The organism is Agrobacterium salinitolerans (genome assembly GCF_002008225.1).
Taxonomy (GTDB): domain Bacteria; phylum Pseudomonadota; class Alphaproteobacteria; order Rhizobiales; family Rhizobiaceae; genus Agrobacterium; species Agrobacterium salinitolerans.
Genome location: NZ_MRDH01000038.1, coordinates 77,395 through 92,303, shown reverse-complemented (window position 1 = coordinate 92,303; position 14,909 = coordinate 77,395). Strand labels below are relative to the sequence as shown.

Genomic DNA, 14,909 nt, shown 5'->3' with positions numbered 1-14,909 from the left:
TAAAAGACCACAACAAAACGTCATCATCCCGAAAAAGAAAAAACCCGCCGAAAATATCGACGGGTTTGTCAGCGGTCTGACCGCGCCGAAAGGCGCGGTTTTTGTTTGTCCAATGGCCCCGAAAAATTGAGAGATTTCTAGATTAAGAGTTCATTAACCAAATCACGGCTAAATCAGCGCATCGAAACGACTCGTTAACCAAGACGAAAAAGAGGTTAACAGGCATCACGCCGCTCAGTCGTTTCCGGCGATCCCGGAATGTCCCTTCCCATTTAGCCAGCTCAGAGGGGCAATTATGACAAGCATTATCACGAATGTCGCTGCCATGTCGGCGCTTCAAACCCTGCGCGCCATCAGCGGCCAGCTCGAAGAAACCCAATCCCGTGTCTCTTCGGGCCTGCGGGTAAAATCGGCCTCCGATAACGCCGCCTATTGGTCGATCGCGACGACCATGCGTTCCGATAACATGGCTCTGTCCGCCGTTCAGGATGCGCTGGGGCTTGGCGCCGCCAAGGTCGATGTCGCTTATTCCGCGATGGAAAGCACCGTCGAAGTCGTCAAGGAAATCAAGTCGAAAATCGTCGCGGCAACCGAAGAGGGTGTCGACAAGACCAAAATCCAGGAAGAAATCGACCAGCTGAAAAAACAGCTCGAATCGATTGCACAGGGCGCATCTTTCAGTGGCGAAAACTGGCTGCTGGGCACCGGCGCCAAGACCGTCGTTTCCGGTTTTGTGCGCGATGGCGCCGGCACCGTCAGCGTCACGAAAACGGACTATACGCTTGTCGACACCACCGCCGGCACAACAACCGCCAATGTGCTTTTCGGCCTGACCGGCTCTCCCGCAACGCTTGACACGACAAAGGGCATCATCGGCCAGCCCGGCACGGCGTCCGGCATTTCCGTATGGAATATCGATCTCAAGCTCTTCAATTCTGCAACGCCGCCGACCTACACTATCGGGAACCTTCTCACCGATGTCGAAACGGCATTTCAGTCGATCAGCAGCGCATCCGCCGCTCTCGGTTCCATCAAGATGCGCATCGGTCTGCAGGAAGACTTCGTCTCAAAACTCACCGACTCCATCGACAAGGGCATCGGCCGTCTCGTCGATGCGGACATGAACGAAGAATCCACCAAGCTCAAGGCTCTTCAGACACAGCAGCAGCTTGGCATCCAGTCGCTCTCCATCGCCAATACCAGTTCCGAAAATATCCTGTCGCTATTCCGCCAGTAAGCGGCGCCCGTTGGCTACGGGCGGTTTCGTCCCGCTCTGGCAGCAACAGAATATTCGGATGTGGAAACCGCGCTTCGCAAGGGGCGCGGTTTTCCATTTGCCGCAAACTGCGTGGCACACGCATGGATCATGCAGCCGCAGGCGACAGGTTCAACAACCATGTAAACATTTGAAACTTTGGAGAGAAATGGTGCTGCTAGAGAGATTTGAACTCTCGGCCTCTCCCTTACCAAGGGAGTGCTCTACCCCTGAGCTATAGCAGCATCCGGTGCCGAAGCATTTGCTTCAGCATCAAGCGTGGCGGCCTATTGCCATAGGTTTTTGACGAGCGCAAGTCGCAAAACGATATTCTTCATCAAGCGGGGCAAAAAAGCGTGCCCCCTGTTGAAAAATGCATTTTTCAGATATTGCTCATTCTATGAACGAACATCATGACAAACAGGCAAAGGCAGCGCTTTCCGCCGGTGCTTCCGCGGAGGCATCCGTCCCGGAGACCGATGGCAAGCTTCAGGCGGGGCCGGGCGAAAAGGCACGACAGCGCGAGGCGGAGCGCAAGGCGCGCGCGGCCAAGAAGCTTCGTGAAAATCTTTTGAAGCGCAAACAGCAGGTTCGTGCGCGCCGCGCAGGCGAAGAAGACCAGACGATTGGCCTGCCTGCCGCAAAAACGGACGAATCATCCTCATAGAGAATTCACCAGCATAAAATTGAAACGCCGCGGAAACTGGTCTAAGGACACGCCTTTCCGCAAGGCACGATAGAAAGGCGGGCACAGGCCCGTAGGGACGCATGGATCGCATCAGAATTACGGGTGGCAACAAGCTCAACGGCGTCATCCCCATCTCCGGCGCAAAAAACGCCGCCTTGCCGTTGATGATCGCATCGCTTCTGACCAGCGATACTCTGACGCTCGAAAACGTCCCGCATCTGGCTGACGTGGAGCAGCTCATCCGCATTCTCGGCAATCACGGCGTGGATATTTCAGTCAACGGTCGCCGCGAAAGCCAGGGCGAGGCCTATTCCCGCACTGTGCATTTCACCTGCCGCACCATTGTCGATACCACCGCACCTTACGAGCTGGTGTCCAAGATGCGCGCAAGCTTCTGGGTCATCGGCCCGCTTCTGGCACGTGAGGGCCGCGCCCGCGTTTCGCTGCCCGGCGGCTGCGCCATCGGCACGCGCCCGGTCGACCTGTTCATCGAGGGCCTGCAGGCGCTCGGCGCAACGATGGAGATCGATGGCGGCTACATCAACGCCACCGCTCCCAAGGGCGGCCTGATCGGCGCTGTCTATACCTTCCCGAAAGTTTCCGTCGGCGCGACACATGTGATGCTGATGGCGGCAAGCCTTGCCCGCGGCACCACCGTCATCCACAACGCCGCGCGCGAGCCGGAAGTGGTCGATCTGGCCCAGTGCCTGATCGCCATGGGTGCGAAGATCGAAGGCGCCGGCACCTCCACCATCACCATCGAAGGCGTTACCTCTCTCTCCGGCGCGCGCCATCGCGTTCTGCCGGATCGTATCGAAACCGGCACCTATGCCATGGCAGTGGCAATGACCGGCGGTGACGTGGTGCTGGAAGGCACGCGCGCAGCGCTGCTGGACAACGCGCTCGACACGCTCAGGCTTGCAGGCGCCACGATCAGCGAGACGGAGACCGGCCTTCGCGTCGTGCGCAACGGCAACGGTATCCAGCCGGTCGATATCGTCACCGAACCTTTCCCCGGCTTCCCCACCGACCTGCAGGCACAGTTCATGGCGCTGATGACCCGTTCGCAGGGCGTCTCCCACATCACCGAAACCATCTTTGAAAACCGCTTCATGCATGTGCAGGAACTCGCCCGTCTCGGTGCGAAGATTTCGCTTTCCGGCCAGATGGCCCGCATCGAAGGCGTCTCCCGCCTGAAGGGCGCGCCTGTCATGGCGACCGACCTGCGCGCTTCCGTATCGCTGGTCATTGCCGGCCTCGTGGCGGAAGGCGAAACCATGGTGTCGCGCGTCTACCACCTGGATCGCGGCTTCGAACGCCTTGAGGAAAAGCTCAACCGCTGCGGTGCGCTGGTCGAACGCGTCAGCGATTGATCCTGTCTTCGCCGCTCATCCGTTTTCTACCCGTTGCAGAGTGGGCCCGGACTGCCTATTTCCAATGTAAGTCATGGAAATAGCGGTCCGCACCGCAGAAGAAGGAAGAAAAAGATGAGCGGCCTGAAATTACTCGCGCTGGATACTGAAGATCTCTCCGTCATTTCGACGCATATGCAGGACAGTGTCTTCAAGCTGAAGGATGTCGCCTTCGAGCCGAAGCATGGCCAATTCACGCTTTCCGCCAACCGTTTCGTCTGGGAAAGCACTGACCAAAAGAACCTGCCGCCGGAACGCTGCCGCAGCGTCGTTTTCCTGAAACGCGTCTCTGCCGTTCGCTCGCAGTCAATCAATCTTGCCGACAGGGAGCAGGTGCTTTCGCTTCTTGCGATGCGCTTCAAACCAAACGGCGAAGGCCCTGATGGCCTTGTGGAACTGGCGCTTTCCGGCGGCGGCACCATCGCTCTTGATGTCGAATGCATCGAGGCGCAATTGACCGATGTGAGCGGCGCATGGGAAACGGCTGCCAAACCGCATCATCCAGACAGCGAATAAGCACACCGCGCCATTGCAACGGTTGCCTTTCGTCACCGTTTCGATTTATGCCACATACCAGAGCCGCAATTTTTCTGCGGTGAGTTCGTGCACCTCGCGGGTCCACCCGCGGGGACTATGAAAGGGTAATGGCGTGGCAATCTGGCTGGAGCGGGCATCGGCTGATTTCGAACAGAAATTCGCGACCTTCCTGACAACCAAGAGAGAAGTTTCCGAAGACGTCAACGCAACCGTTCGCGACATCATCGACGATGTCCGCCATCGCGGCGATGCGGCCCTTGCCCATTATTCCCAGAAATTCGACGGCATCGATTTCACTAAGGTTTCGATGCGTGTCACGGCGGATGAAATCGACGCGGCCTTTGCCGCCGTCGACAGCAGCGTGATCGAGGCGCTTGAACTTGCCGCCCGTCGTATCGAAAAACACCATGCACGGCAGATGCCGAAGGATGACATCTACGAGGACGAGATCGGCGTAGGCCTCGGCTCGCGCTGGACCGCCATCGAGGCCGTCGGCCTTTATGTGCCGGGTGGTACCGCCAGCTATCCAAGCTCCGTCCTGATGAACGCGGTGCCGGCAAAGGTTGCCGGTGTGGAGCGCATCGTCATGGTCGTGCCGGCCAATGGCGGCGCGGTCAATCCGGCGGTGCTGGCTGCGGCGCGTATTGCGGGCGTCGAGGAAATCTATCGCATCGGCGGCGCGCAGGCTGTGGCCGCACTTGCCTATGGCACGCAAACCATCGCGCCGGTCGCCAAGATCGTCGGCCCCGGCAATGCCTATGTGGCGGCCGCAAAACGCCAGGTCTTCGGCACCGTCGGCATCGACATGATCGCCGGGCCTTCCGAAGTGCTTGTCATCGCCGACAAGGATAACGACCCTGACTGGCTGGCCGCCGATCTTCTGGCGCAGGCGGAGCACGATCGCGGCGCGCAGTCCATCCTCATCACCGACAACGCCGAACTCGGCAAGGCCGTTGAAGCGGCTGTCGAGCGGCAGTTGAAGCGCCTGTCACGCTCCGAGACGGCGGCGGCAAGCTGGGCAGATTTCGGCGCGGTCATCCTGGTCGAAAATCTCGCCGACGCCATTCCGCTCGCCAACCGCATCGCCGCCGAGCATCTGGAACTTGCCGTCGATGACCCGGATGCGCTGATGGCCAACATCCGCAATGCGGGAGCAATCTTCGTCGGGCGTCATACACCCGAAGTAATCGGCGATTATGTCGGCGGTTCCAACCACGTGCTGCCGACGGCGCGGTCGGCGCGCTTCTCCTCCGGACTTTCGGTGCTGGATTTCGTCAAGCGCACGTCGATCCTGCGGCTCGGGCCGGAGCAGTTGCGACAGCTTGCGCCCGCGGCGATTACCCTTGCCCATTCGGAAGGACTGGATGCGCATGCGCGTTCGGTCTCCATTCGCCTCAATCCGGAAAGTTAAGCGATGGCTTCAGGCGATTTCCGGCTCTGCGACGTGGTACTGGACGACAGCATCGGCCGGTCCACGCCCGACGTTGAGCATGAACGCGCCGTCGCCATTTTCGATCTGATTGAAGAAAACAGCTTCGAACCCTTCGGCCATGATGGCGGCCCCTATCGGCTGCATATATCGCTGGTCGATGCCAAGCTGGTTTTCTCAATCCGCACCGAAGACGAGAAGGATGTCGCGACCCATATTCTGTCGCTGACGCCGTTCCGCCGCATCATCAAGGATTATTTCCTGATCTGCGAAAGCTATTACGAGGCGATCCGCTCCTCTACGCCGAGCCAGATCGAGGCTATCGACATGGGCCGGCGCGGCATTCACAATGACGGCTCGCAGACGCTGATGGACCGGCTTTCGGGCAAGATCAGGATAGATTTCGACACGGCGCGCCGCCTCTTCACCCTTGTCTGTGTGCTTTATTGGCGGGGTTAGAGATGATCGATCCTGCCGCAGCACCAAACGAGGGGCGACCGCCCAAATCGGTCCTCTTCATGTGCGGCATGAACTCCATCCGTTCTCCAATGGCGGAGGTCATCGCCAAACGGCTGGTGGCGCCCGGCATCTACATCCAGTCCGCAGGCGTGCGGGCGGGCGAGCGCGATCCATTCGTGGATGCCGTACTGGAAGAGCAGGGTTTTTCGCTCGGCAAGCACAAACCACGCACTCTTGATGAGATCGAGGATGATTTTTTCGATCTGATCATTACATTAACACCCGAAGCCCATCACGCCGCACTGGAGCTGACGCGCTCGAATTCTCTCGATGTGGTCTATTGGCCGACCATGGACCCGACGGTGATCACAGGCACGCGCGAGCAGATCCTCGACGCCTATCGCGAGGTACGGGACCATCTGGCTAAGCTGATCTCGGAACGACTGCCGAGGCGGCAGCAGCCGGTGGCGGATACGCTTTCAAAAGACTGAAAACTGCCTCGGCCTGTTAAAATCAATCGCGATTTCCAAGCCGATGCTTTAGAGGTTCACAAATGTGCCGGGATTGTGTAGTTTCCGCGCAATTTTCCCGGACTCGATATGTCCGGCACTATCAACAGGAAGAAAACCCTTACATGACAAAAGAAGAAGTCCTTGAATTCCCGGGCATCGTAACCGAATTGCTGCCGAACGCAACATTCCGCGTGAAGCTTGAGAACGACCACGAAATCATCGCCCACACGGCGGGCCGCATGCGCAAGAACCGTATCCGCGTTCTGGCGGGCGACAAGGTGCTGGTCGAAATGACGCCTTACGACCTCACCAAGGGCCGCATCACCTATCGCTTCAAGTAATCCACTTTCCGCATCGGACGCCCGGGCAGCGCAATGACCAATTCAAAACAAAAGCTCGTTCTGGCATCCGGCTCGCCGCGGCGTCTGGAGCTGCTGCATCAGATCGGCATCGAGCCTGCACGTCTGATGCCGATGGATATTGACGAGACGCCGGCCAAGCTCGAGCACCCGCGCACGCTCTGCCGCCGTCTGTCATTGCAGAAGGCGGAAGCCGCGCAGACGGCGCTGAAGAACGAGCAGGCATGGAAAGACGCCTATGTCCTGGGATCCGATACGGTGGTCGCCGTCGGTCGCCGCATCGTCGGCAAGGCTGAATATACGGAAGAGGCCTCCGCGGCGCTGCATCTTCTCTCGGGGCGCAGCCATTGGGTCTATACCGGCATCTGTCTTGTGACCCCCGGTGGCAAAATCCGGCAGAAGGTGGCGGAGACCAAGGTGCGCTTCAAGCGCCTCTCCACGCGCGAGATCGAGGCTTACATCTCCTCGGGCCAGTGGCGCGGCAAAGCGGGAGCTTATGGTATCCAGGGCATTGCCGGCGCATTCGTACAGAAACTAACCGGCTCCTATACCAATGTCGTCGGCCTGCCGCTTTACGAAACCATGTCGCTTCTTTCTGGAGAAGGATTTGAAGTGACTTCGGGCTGGCTTGAAGGATAGGCCATGGCAAAGTCCACCACTGAAGGCGCCGGAACCGTCACCCCGCTTCGCAAATCCCAGCCATGCCCTGAATGCGGGCGGCCCTCGACACGCGAAGACTATCCTTTCTGTTCGGATCGCTGCCGCTCGCTTGATCTCGCCCGCTGGCTGAACGGCTCCTACGCCATTCCGGTTGCGGACGATGAAAGCAGCGCCAGCGGACAGGACGGCGGCAAGAATAACGCCGAATAGGACCCGCATCGCCGGAAACTTCGGCAGTGAATTGCATAAAATTTTCAGAGCGACCGCTCGAACCAAATATTCACCGGGCTACCAACGGCCCGAAAAGCCATATCAGAACCGGCTGACGCCCTCCCCGCCAGCCTTGAGGTCTTGCGATGGACGCGGGCTTGCAGAAGAGAGTGAGCCATGGCGCGCTGCTGTTTGCGGTGCTGGCCGTTTGCCTTGCCATCGGCGCAACGGTGCTGCTGGCCAATGACAGGAAACATCTCAAAAGCCTGCTGATTTATCTCAATCTGGCATCCACAACAGGCTCCGTGGAGCCACCGCCGAAGATGAAGCCCGTCAAACGGCAGAAACCGGTTGCCCCAAAAGTCTCTCTGCCGCCCCACCTGCTGAAATTCGAGCAAGCGGGCGACAGGGCATCTTTTGCCCGCGATTTCGTTGTTTCCGGCAAGGAGCTTTGCGACCGCATTACTGCCGCAGGTTTTTCCAACCCCCAAGGCTGGCACGCGAGCCCGGTCAACATCCGCAATTTCGAATGCATGGCCGATCTTGCGGCAGGAAACGCATCAGACCCGGCCGAGCGGGCATCGCTCTTTCTCGAAATAAGGGGGCAAGCCTCGGGACAAATTCGCTCCATCAGGATGAAGGCCGTTGCGCCCAAGACACCGGACGGAGCGGCCGTTCTGACAAAGCTCGATGAAGCGGTCGCCATGATTATCGGACAGACACGCTGGGCCGATTTGGCGGACATGCTTGAGCCGGCACGCCGGATGCAGCCCTATCAGGCACAACATTTCGGTATTTCGGTTTCCATAAAACCGGAACCAACGGCGCCGCACCGCCTGAACGTGATTTTGCTCGCAAGCGAACAATCGCCGGGGTTGAAGCTGACACGCAGTTTCTTCGACCGGGATCGCTGGCTTAGCCCAGCCGCTCCACCGGATCGGCCGGCGATCTATGCTTCCGCCAAGAAAGACCGTGTACGGTAAGGCGAAGGCCGCTCAGCCTATTGCAGCCAGCTTGCGCCGCACCGGCGGAATCCTGTCGCTTTGCAGGGTCTGGCGTTTGGCCTCCCACTGAAGCGCCGTGCGAACGATTGTCGCCAGATCGTTGAAACGGGGACGCCAGCCCAGTTCCGACTGGATACGCGACGAATCCGCCACCATGGCCGCAATATCGCCCGGGCGGCGCGGACAATGGATGATCGGGAAATCGCGTCCCGATTCCCGCTGCACAGCCTGCAGGACCTCCAGAACCGAATAACCGACGCCATAACCGCAATTGAGTGTGCGGGTGCCGCCACCGGCACGCAGATGCGCCATGGCCAGCATATGTGCGTCGATCAGGTCGCTGACGTGAATATAGTCGCGAACACCGGTGCCATCGGCGGTCGGGTAATCCGTTCCGTAAACGTCCACCCGGTCGCGACGACCGTTTGCCGTTTCGCAGGCGACTTTGATGAGGTTCGCAACGCCCGTGGGCGAAGGCCCGGCGCGGCCCTGCGGGTCGGCTCCGGCGACATTGAAATAACGCAGCGCCACATAGTTGAAATCATGCGCCTGCACGACATCGCGCAGCATGATTTCGGACGCCAGCTTCGACAGGCCGTAAGGATTTTCCGGGCTGAGGATCGCGGTTTCAGGAACGGGACCATCAAAGGGCTGGTTTCCATAAACGGCGGCTGTCGAGGAGAAGATGAAATTGCGAATGCCATGGCTCACCGCCGCAGCGACGAGGGCGCGGGTCGTGCCCGTATTGTTTTCGTAATATTCGAGCGGCTGGCTGATGGATTCAGGAACGCTGACAGAGCCTGCGAAATGGAAAATGGTTTCGATCCGGTTTTCTTCGAAAATCTGGTCGAGCAGGGCGCGGTCCGCCGCATCGCCCAGGTAAAAACGCGCCGCAGGCGCAACAGCCCAGCGCGACCCCGTTGAAAGCCGGTCGACAACAACGACCTCTTCCCCGGCGTCGAGCAAAGCCCACACCATGTGGCTTCCTATATAACCGGCCCCACCCGTGACCAGAACAGCCATGACACTACTTCCCTGTTTGCTTTTCTTGAGCTCATCAAAGCCAATAATTCTTCATCATTGATTACTTGCACAGCGAATACGCGGCCAATCCACCGCCCCATTAAAAAGGTGGCTTACGATTGGTTAGCGCAATGAAGTGCTTTTTATTTATTAGTGAAAATGTTCTCATAAATGGAACAAGGAGCGCATATCACAGAAAACGCCCCACGTCGATGGTTGCGCCGTGGGGTTGCAGTTTTAGGCCTTCGCTGTGATTTTGTTGTCGATTTCCCTACCGCAGCGCGATCCCGGCACGGCAGGGAAAACCCTGGCACGGAAAGCCGACGCTTACCTGCCGAGGATATAGGATGCCAGCCGATCGGCCGCGTCTTCCATCTGCCTGGGGTTGCGCAGGAAGCAGGCGCGGAGAAACAGCTCCCCTCCCGGGCCAAAGGCCGTGCCGGGCGCAAGACCGACCCCGGTCTTGTCGACGATATCGAGCGCGGTGGCCCGACTGTCCGTCACGCCGTCTATCTTGAGAAAGGCATAGAGAGCGCCGTCGGGCTTCAGGGTTTCCACACAGTTCGTCGCGATGAGCGCATCGCAGAGAATGTTGCGGGAGGTCAAAGCGCGTTGGTAATTCTCGCGGACGAAACCATCGCCGTGATCGAGGGCGGCGACCGCGCCGCGCTGCATGAATTGCGCCACGCCTGAGGTGGAATATTGAATGAGATTCTCGATCACCTGGCCGATGGCAGGCGGGGCGACAAGCCAGCCGACGCGCCAGCCGGTCATGGACCAGTTCTTCGAGAAGGAATTGGCGAAGACGATCTTGTCGTCCGGCTCCATGACATCAAGGAAGGATGGCGCACGGCTGCCGGAATAGTGATAAAGCGCATAAATCTCGTCGGCGACGATCCACAGATCGTGTTTGCGGGCAAGCGCCAGAACATCACGAAGATTGTCGAGGGTCGCCGTCCAGCCGGTGGGATTGGAAGGAGTATTGATGAAAAGCGCCTTCGTCTTATCCGTGATCGCGCTTTCCAGCCTGTTGATATCGAGATCCCAGCGGCCGTCGCGGAAATCGATACCGACCGGAACGGCCTTCGCACCCGCCACGCCAATGGCGGCGACGATATTCGGCCATGTCGGAGACAGATAGACCATTTCGTCACCGGGCGAGGTCAGCGCCTGCACGGCAAGCACGATAGCCTGCATGCCGGAACCGGTCGCGTAAAAATGCTCCGGCGGCAGCGACGCTGCGAAATGCCGCTCGTAATAACGGCTCAGCGCCTGGCGCAACTCGGGAATGCCGCGCTGCCAGGTGTAGAAGGTTTCGCCATTTTTCAGCCCATCGATGGCGGCCTGATTGATGAAATCCGGGCTCGGCAGATCGCCCTCGCCGACCCACAACGGCAGAAGATTGTCCCGCCCCCGGGCATAATTCACGACTTCAACGATGCCGCTCTCGGGAGCCGCCAGAGAGCGCGCACTCAGACTGTTCAAAATGGACATTAAAGACACTCCGTTTGGTGCCTTCTTATCGCATCGAACCAGCCATGTGCATGATATTCCGTGAGGCGATCATGGATTTTCTTTATGGATCGGCGCTAACGGGAATCCGCCGGCCACTACAGGCCGGCGAATAAAGGCGGGCGTAACCGGATCAGCGCGTCTTCAAAAGATCGCGGATTTCGGTCAGGAGCCTGACGTCTTCCGGCGGCGGGGCAGCTGCCGGCTTTTCCTCTACCTTCTTGCGTTCAACGGAATCACGAAGCTTGTTGACGCCCTTGACCATCAGGAAAATGATCCAGGCAAGAATAAGAAAGTTGATGAGGACCGTCAGAAAGTTGCCGTAGGCGAAGACGGCGCCCTGATCGCGGGCGGCGGCGAGCGACGTGGCGTTGACATTGGAACTCAGCGGCAGAAAGTAGTTCGAAAAATCGAAACCGCCGAAGATCGCGCCAACAATAGGCATAATGAGATCGTTGACGACGGAGTCGACGATCTTGCTGAAAGCCGCTCCGATAATAACACCCACGGCCAGATCCATGACATTGCCGCGGGCAATGAAGGTTTTAAATTCGTTAAGCATTCAGATTGTCCCTCTCTCCTGCTTCGCGAGCTGAAGCTATGTGACTGTCCCTACGGATGGAACCATATAAGGTCCGGGCATCATTTGGAATCCGCGGGATTGCATTTATTAGCTTTTCTGCACGCTCACCTTGAACTTTATGCTCAGACCGCGCTCATTCTCAACGGCGAAGAATTCGCCTATGCTCATATCAAGGAATTCCTGCATGGGGAGGATGCGTGCTTCCTGGGTGGATCATATTCGGTTCGGCCTTCGCTTACGTCCTGCTGCTGTTTGCGGTTGCAAGCTATGGGGACAGGAAGAGCCGTAAGAGAAACGCTCCGAACAAGGGGCGCCCGTTCGTCTATGCGCTCAGCCTGGCGATCTATTGCACCTCCTGGACCTATTTCGGCGGAGTGGGGCTCGCGGCAGACAGGGGGCTGGAATTTCTTGGCATCTATACCGGTCCGATCCTTGCCTTTACCATCGGCATGCCGATCATCCGCCGCATCGTCGAACTGGCGAAAACGGAAAAGCTGACGTCCGTTGCGGATTTCATTGCCGCCCGTTACGGCAAGAACTCCACCGTGGCGATGATCGTCGCCATCATCGCTCTCGTCGGCGCCATTCCCTATATCGCGCTGCAGCTGAAAGCCGTTTCCAGCTCGGTCGCGACGATGGTCGATCCCGGCGATTACGGCATTGGCAGCGGCAATCTTTATTTCCTCGATCTGCCGCTGGTCGTCACCATTGTCATGGCGGGTTTTGCCGTGATGTTCGGGACCCGCCACACCGATGCCACCGAACATCAGGACGGGCTCATTCTGGCGATTTCGATGGAATCGCTGATCAAGCTTGTCGCCATGTGCACCGTCGGCTTTTATGTGCTCTTCGTGCTTTTCGACGGCCCCGTGCATCTGTGGCAGTTGGCCTCCGACAACGAACAGGCCATGCGGGCCATATCCCATCACACGCCCGTCAGCCGCTGGGTCGTGATGACGCTGCTTTCCTGCTTCGCCATCATCCTGCTGCCGCGCCAGTTCCACGTTACCGTGGTTGAAAACCGCACGCCGCAAGAGCTGCGCATGGCGGGGTTCCTGCTGCCGCTCTACCTTGTCGCGATCAATATCTTCGTGTTGCCGATTGCGCTGGCCGGCATTCTTACGCTCGGCGCCAATGGCGACGCCGACCTCTACGTGCTGCAATTGCCGCTCAATCATCAGATGCCGGTGGTGTCGCTGATCACCTTCATCGGTGGATTTTCGGCGGCGACTGCGATGGTGATCGTCGCTTCGGTGGCCCTATCGATCATGATTTCTAACGATATCGTCATGCCGATCTTCCTGCGGCAGAAGCTGCTGAACCGTTCGCCGCACCGGGACGACTTCGCCAAGACGCTGCTCAACATCCGCAGGACGGCAATCTTTGCGGTGCTGCTTCTGGGCTATGGCTATTATCGCGCCGCCGACAGCGCCACGGGCCTCGCCTCCATCGGCCTTCTCGCATTCGCCGCCATTGCCCAGATGGCCCCTGCTTTGTTCGGCGGGCTGTTCTGGCGGCGCGCCAATGCGCGCGGCGCAATCGCCGGGCTGACTTCCGGTTTTTTCGTCTGGGCCTATCTGCTGTTCCTGCCAAGCTTCGGCGGACCGGATAATTCCGAAGTCGCCGCAAATATTCTCGGCTTCCTGTTTTCCGGCAGCACGGTGTTCAACGGGCCTGAAGCCGATCCATTCGTGAATGCGGCCATTCTCAGCCTGCTCGTCAACAGCCTTGCCTTTGTGCTCGGCTCGCTTTCGCGCAATCCGAGGCCGGTGGAGCGCATCCAGTCCGGCATCTTCGTCAAGCGCCACTCCAAATCGCAATTCGCCACGCGCGGCTGGAAAACCCGTGTCAGCGTCGGCGATCTCAAAAGCGCGGTCGCCCGTTATCTCGGCGAGGAGCGCATGCTGCGGTCACTCGCCACCTATGAAAAGACGGCGGGCAGGAAACTGAATGACGACCAGCCGGCGGATATGGCGCTGATCCATTTCTCCGAACAGCTGCTGGGCAGCGCCATCGGCTCCTCTTCCGCCCGCCTTGTGCTCTCGATCATTCTTCAGAAGGCGGAAGACACCAGCGCCGACACGGCATGGCTGCTCGACCAGGCAAGCGAGGCCCTGCAATATAATCAGGACATGTTGCAGACGGCGCTGGCCCAGATGGATCAGGGCATTGCGGTTTTCGACAGTTCGCAGCAGCTGACCATCTGGAACCGGCGCTTCCGCACCCTTCTGGATTTGCCCGAGCAATTCGGGCAGGTGGGCGTACCGCTCACGGATATCGTTTCGATGCTGCAGGAACGCGGCGACATGCCTGACGGCGACACGAATGAGCTGATTACCAGCTTCCTGACCATGGACCTGCCCTTCTCGCTGGTGCTGGCGGGCGGCGAACGCATCATCGAAGTGCGCTCCAACACCATGCCGGACAAGGGCATCGTCGCCACCTTCACCGATATTACCCAGCGTGTGGCGAGCGATCAGGCGCTGAAACAGGCAAACGAGACGCTGGAGCAGCGCGTGGCGGAGCGAACCGTGGAGCTTACCCGGGTCAACCGCGAACTGGCGGAAGCGAGGGCATCCGCCGACGAGGCGAATATCGGCAAGACACGGTTTTTCGCCGCCGCCGGCCACGATATTCTCCAGCCGCTGAATGCCGCCCGCCTCTATTCTTCCTCTCTGGTCGAGCGGCTTGGCGCATCGGGAGAAAGCGATCTCGTCCACAATATCGATTCGGCGCTGGAATCGGTCGAAACCATTCTCGGTGCGGTTCTCGATATTTCCCGCCTCGACACCGGCTCGATGAAGGCCCGCATGACATCGGTGCCGCTGAATGAGTTGCTGAAACGCATCGAAACCGATTTCGCACCGATGGCGCAGGAGAAGAACCTCGACCTTGTCGTCATGCCGACCTCGCTCACGGTCCGCTCCGATCCCAATCTGCTGCGGCGTCTGATCCAAAATCTGGTTTCCAATGCCATCAAATATACGTTGAGGGGCAAGGTGATCGTCGGTGCGCGCCGCCGGGGCGGCGAAGTGGTCATTCAGGTGACGGACTCCGGTATCGGCATCCCCTCATCCAAATTTCGCACCGTCTTCAAGGAATTCGCCCGATTGGACGAAGGCGCCAAAACGGCATCCGGCCTCGGGCTCGGCCTCTCCATCGTCGACCGGCTGTCGCGCATGCTGCACCATCCGGTACAGCTGATTTCCACCCCCGGGAAAGGCACGACCTTCCGCATTCACCTGCCGCGCGAAGCGGACCGCCTC

At 59.0% G+C, this 14,909-nt stretch carries 14 protein-coding genes, 1 tRNA gene and 1 pseudogene; 12 read left to right on the top strand and 4 right to left on the bottom strand.

What is annotated here, in order from left to right; genetic code table 11:
* Positions 1–295 precede the first annotated feature (295 nt).
* Positions 296–1,237 carry a flagellin N-terminal helical domain-containing protein gene (locus BS627_RS22785; protein WP_077985423.1) on the top strand — a complete coding sequence of 314 codons (942 nt, stop codon included), beginning with the start codon at positions 296–298 and terminating at the stop codon, positions 1,235–1,237.
* Positions 1,238–1,425: 188 nt separating this feature from the next.
* Here BS627_RS22785 and BS627_RS22780 read toward each other — a convergent pair.
* Positions 1,426–1,500, bottom strand: a tRNA-Thr gene (locus BS627_RS22780).
* Between the two features lie 155 nt (positions 1,501–1,655).
* Here BS627_RS22780 and BS627_RS22775 point away from each other — a divergent pair.
* The 10 genes from BS627_RS22775 (at position 1,656) to BS627_RS22730 (ending at position 8,504) form a co-directional block, all read left to right on the top strand.
* Complete coding sequence (locus BS627_RS22775; RefSeq protein ID WP_077985422.1) at positions 1,656–1,922, top strand: hypothetical protein; 267 nt, start codon at positions 1,656–1,658, stop codon at positions 1,920–1,922.
* Between the two features lie 101 nt (positions 1,923–2,023).
* Positions 2,024–3,316 carry a UDP-N-acetylglucosamine 1-carboxyvinyltransferase gene (murA, locus tag BS627_RS22770; protein ID WP_077985421.1) on the top strand — a complete coding sequence of 431 codons (1,293 nt, stop codon included), beginning with the start codon at positions 2,024–2,026 and terminating at the stop codon, positions 3,314–3,316.
* A gap of 114 nt (positions 3,317–3,430) precedes the next feature.
* Positions 3,431–3,871 carry a DUF2948 family protein gene (locus tag BS627_RS22765; RefSeq protein WP_077985420.1) on the top strand — a complete coding sequence of 147 codons (441 nt, stop codon included), beginning with the start codon at positions 3,431–3,433 and terminating at the stop codon, positions 3,869–3,871.
* Between the two features lie 133 nt (positions 3,872–4,004).
* Positions 4,005–5,303 (top strand): histidinol dehydrogenase, encoded by a 1,299-nt coding sequence (gene hisD, locus BS627_RS22760; protein ID WP_077985419.1) that lies wholly within the window; start codon positions 4,005–4,007, stop codon positions 5,301–5,303.
* 3 nt (positions 5,304–5,306) lie between these two features.
* Positions 5,307–5,780, top strand: coding sequence for a UPF0262 family protein (locus BS627_RS22755; protein ID WP_004432477.1), 474 nt, complete (start codon positions 5,307–5,309; stop codon positions 5,778–5,780).
* A 2-nt stretch (positions 5,781–5,782) separates the two neighbouring features.
* The gene (locus tag BS627_RS22750) at positions 5,783–6,271 is read left to right on the top strand and encodes an arsenate-mycothiol transferase ArsC (protein WP_077985418.1); all 489 of its coding nucleotides are present in this window, start codon (positions 5,783–5,785) and stop codon (positions 6,269–6,271) included.
* A 143-nt stretch (positions 6,272–6,414) separates the two neighbouring features.
* Positions 6,415–6,633: a translation initiation factor IF-1 gene (gene infA, locus BS627_RS22745; protein WP_003503453.1), complete on the top strand. Its 219-nt coding sequence runs from the start codon at positions 6,415–6,417 to the stop codon at positions 6,631–6,633.
* Between the two features lie 33 nt (positions 6,634–6,666).
* Positions 6,667–7,290 carry a Maf-like protein gene (locus BS627_RS22740; protein WP_077985417.1) on the top strand — a complete coding sequence of 208 codons (624 nt, stop codon included), beginning with the start codon at positions 6,667–6,669 and terminating at the stop codon, positions 7,288–7,290.
* A gap of 3 nt (positions 7,291–7,293) precedes the next feature.
* Positions 7,294–7,521: a DNA gyrase inhibitor YacG gene (gene yacG / locus BS627_RS22735; protein ID WP_077985416.1), complete on the top strand. Its 228-nt coding sequence runs from the start codon at positions 7,294–7,296 to the stop codon at positions 7,519–7,521.
* Positions 7,522–7,667: 146 nt separating this feature from the next.
* On the top strand, positions 7,668–8,504 hold the full coding sequence (locus BS627_RS22730; RefSeq protein WP_165691366.1) for a DUF6030 family protein: 837 nt from the start codon (positions 7,668–7,670) through the stop codon (positions 8,502–8,504).
* A 12-nt stretch (positions 8,505–8,516) separates the two neighbouring features.
* Here the strand turns inward: BS627_RS22730 and galE are convergent, their stop codons facing one another.
* The 3 genes from galE to mscL all read right to left on the bottom strand — a co-directional run bounded on the left by galE (position 8,517) and on the right by mscL (position 11,622).
* Entirely contained in the window at positions 8,517–9,548 is a 1,032-nt protein-coding gene (gene galE / locus BS627_RS22725; RefSeq protein WP_077985415.1) for a UDP-glucose 4-epimerase GalE, read from the bottom strand.
* Positions 9,549–9,875: 327 nt separating this feature from the next.
* Entirely contained in the window at positions 9,876–11,042 is a 1,167-nt protein-coding gene (locus tag BS627_RS22720; protein WP_077985414.1) for a pyridoxal phosphate-dependent aminotransferase, read from the bottom strand.
* A gap of 151 nt (positions 11,043–11,193) precedes the next feature.
* Complete coding sequence (gene mscL, locus BS627_RS22715; protein ID WP_077985413.1) at positions 11,194–11,622, bottom strand: large conductance mechanosensitive channel protein MscL; 429 nt, start codon at positions 11,620–11,622, stop codon at positions 11,194–11,196.
* Positions 11,623–11,840: 218 nt separating this feature from the next.
* Between mscL and BS627_RS22710 the strand changes: the two are divergent.
* A pseudogene (locus BS627_RS22710) lies at positions 11,841–14,892 on the top strand (sensor histidine kinase); the annotation flags it as partial.
* Between the last annotated feature and the right edge of the window lie 17 nt (positions 14,893–14,909).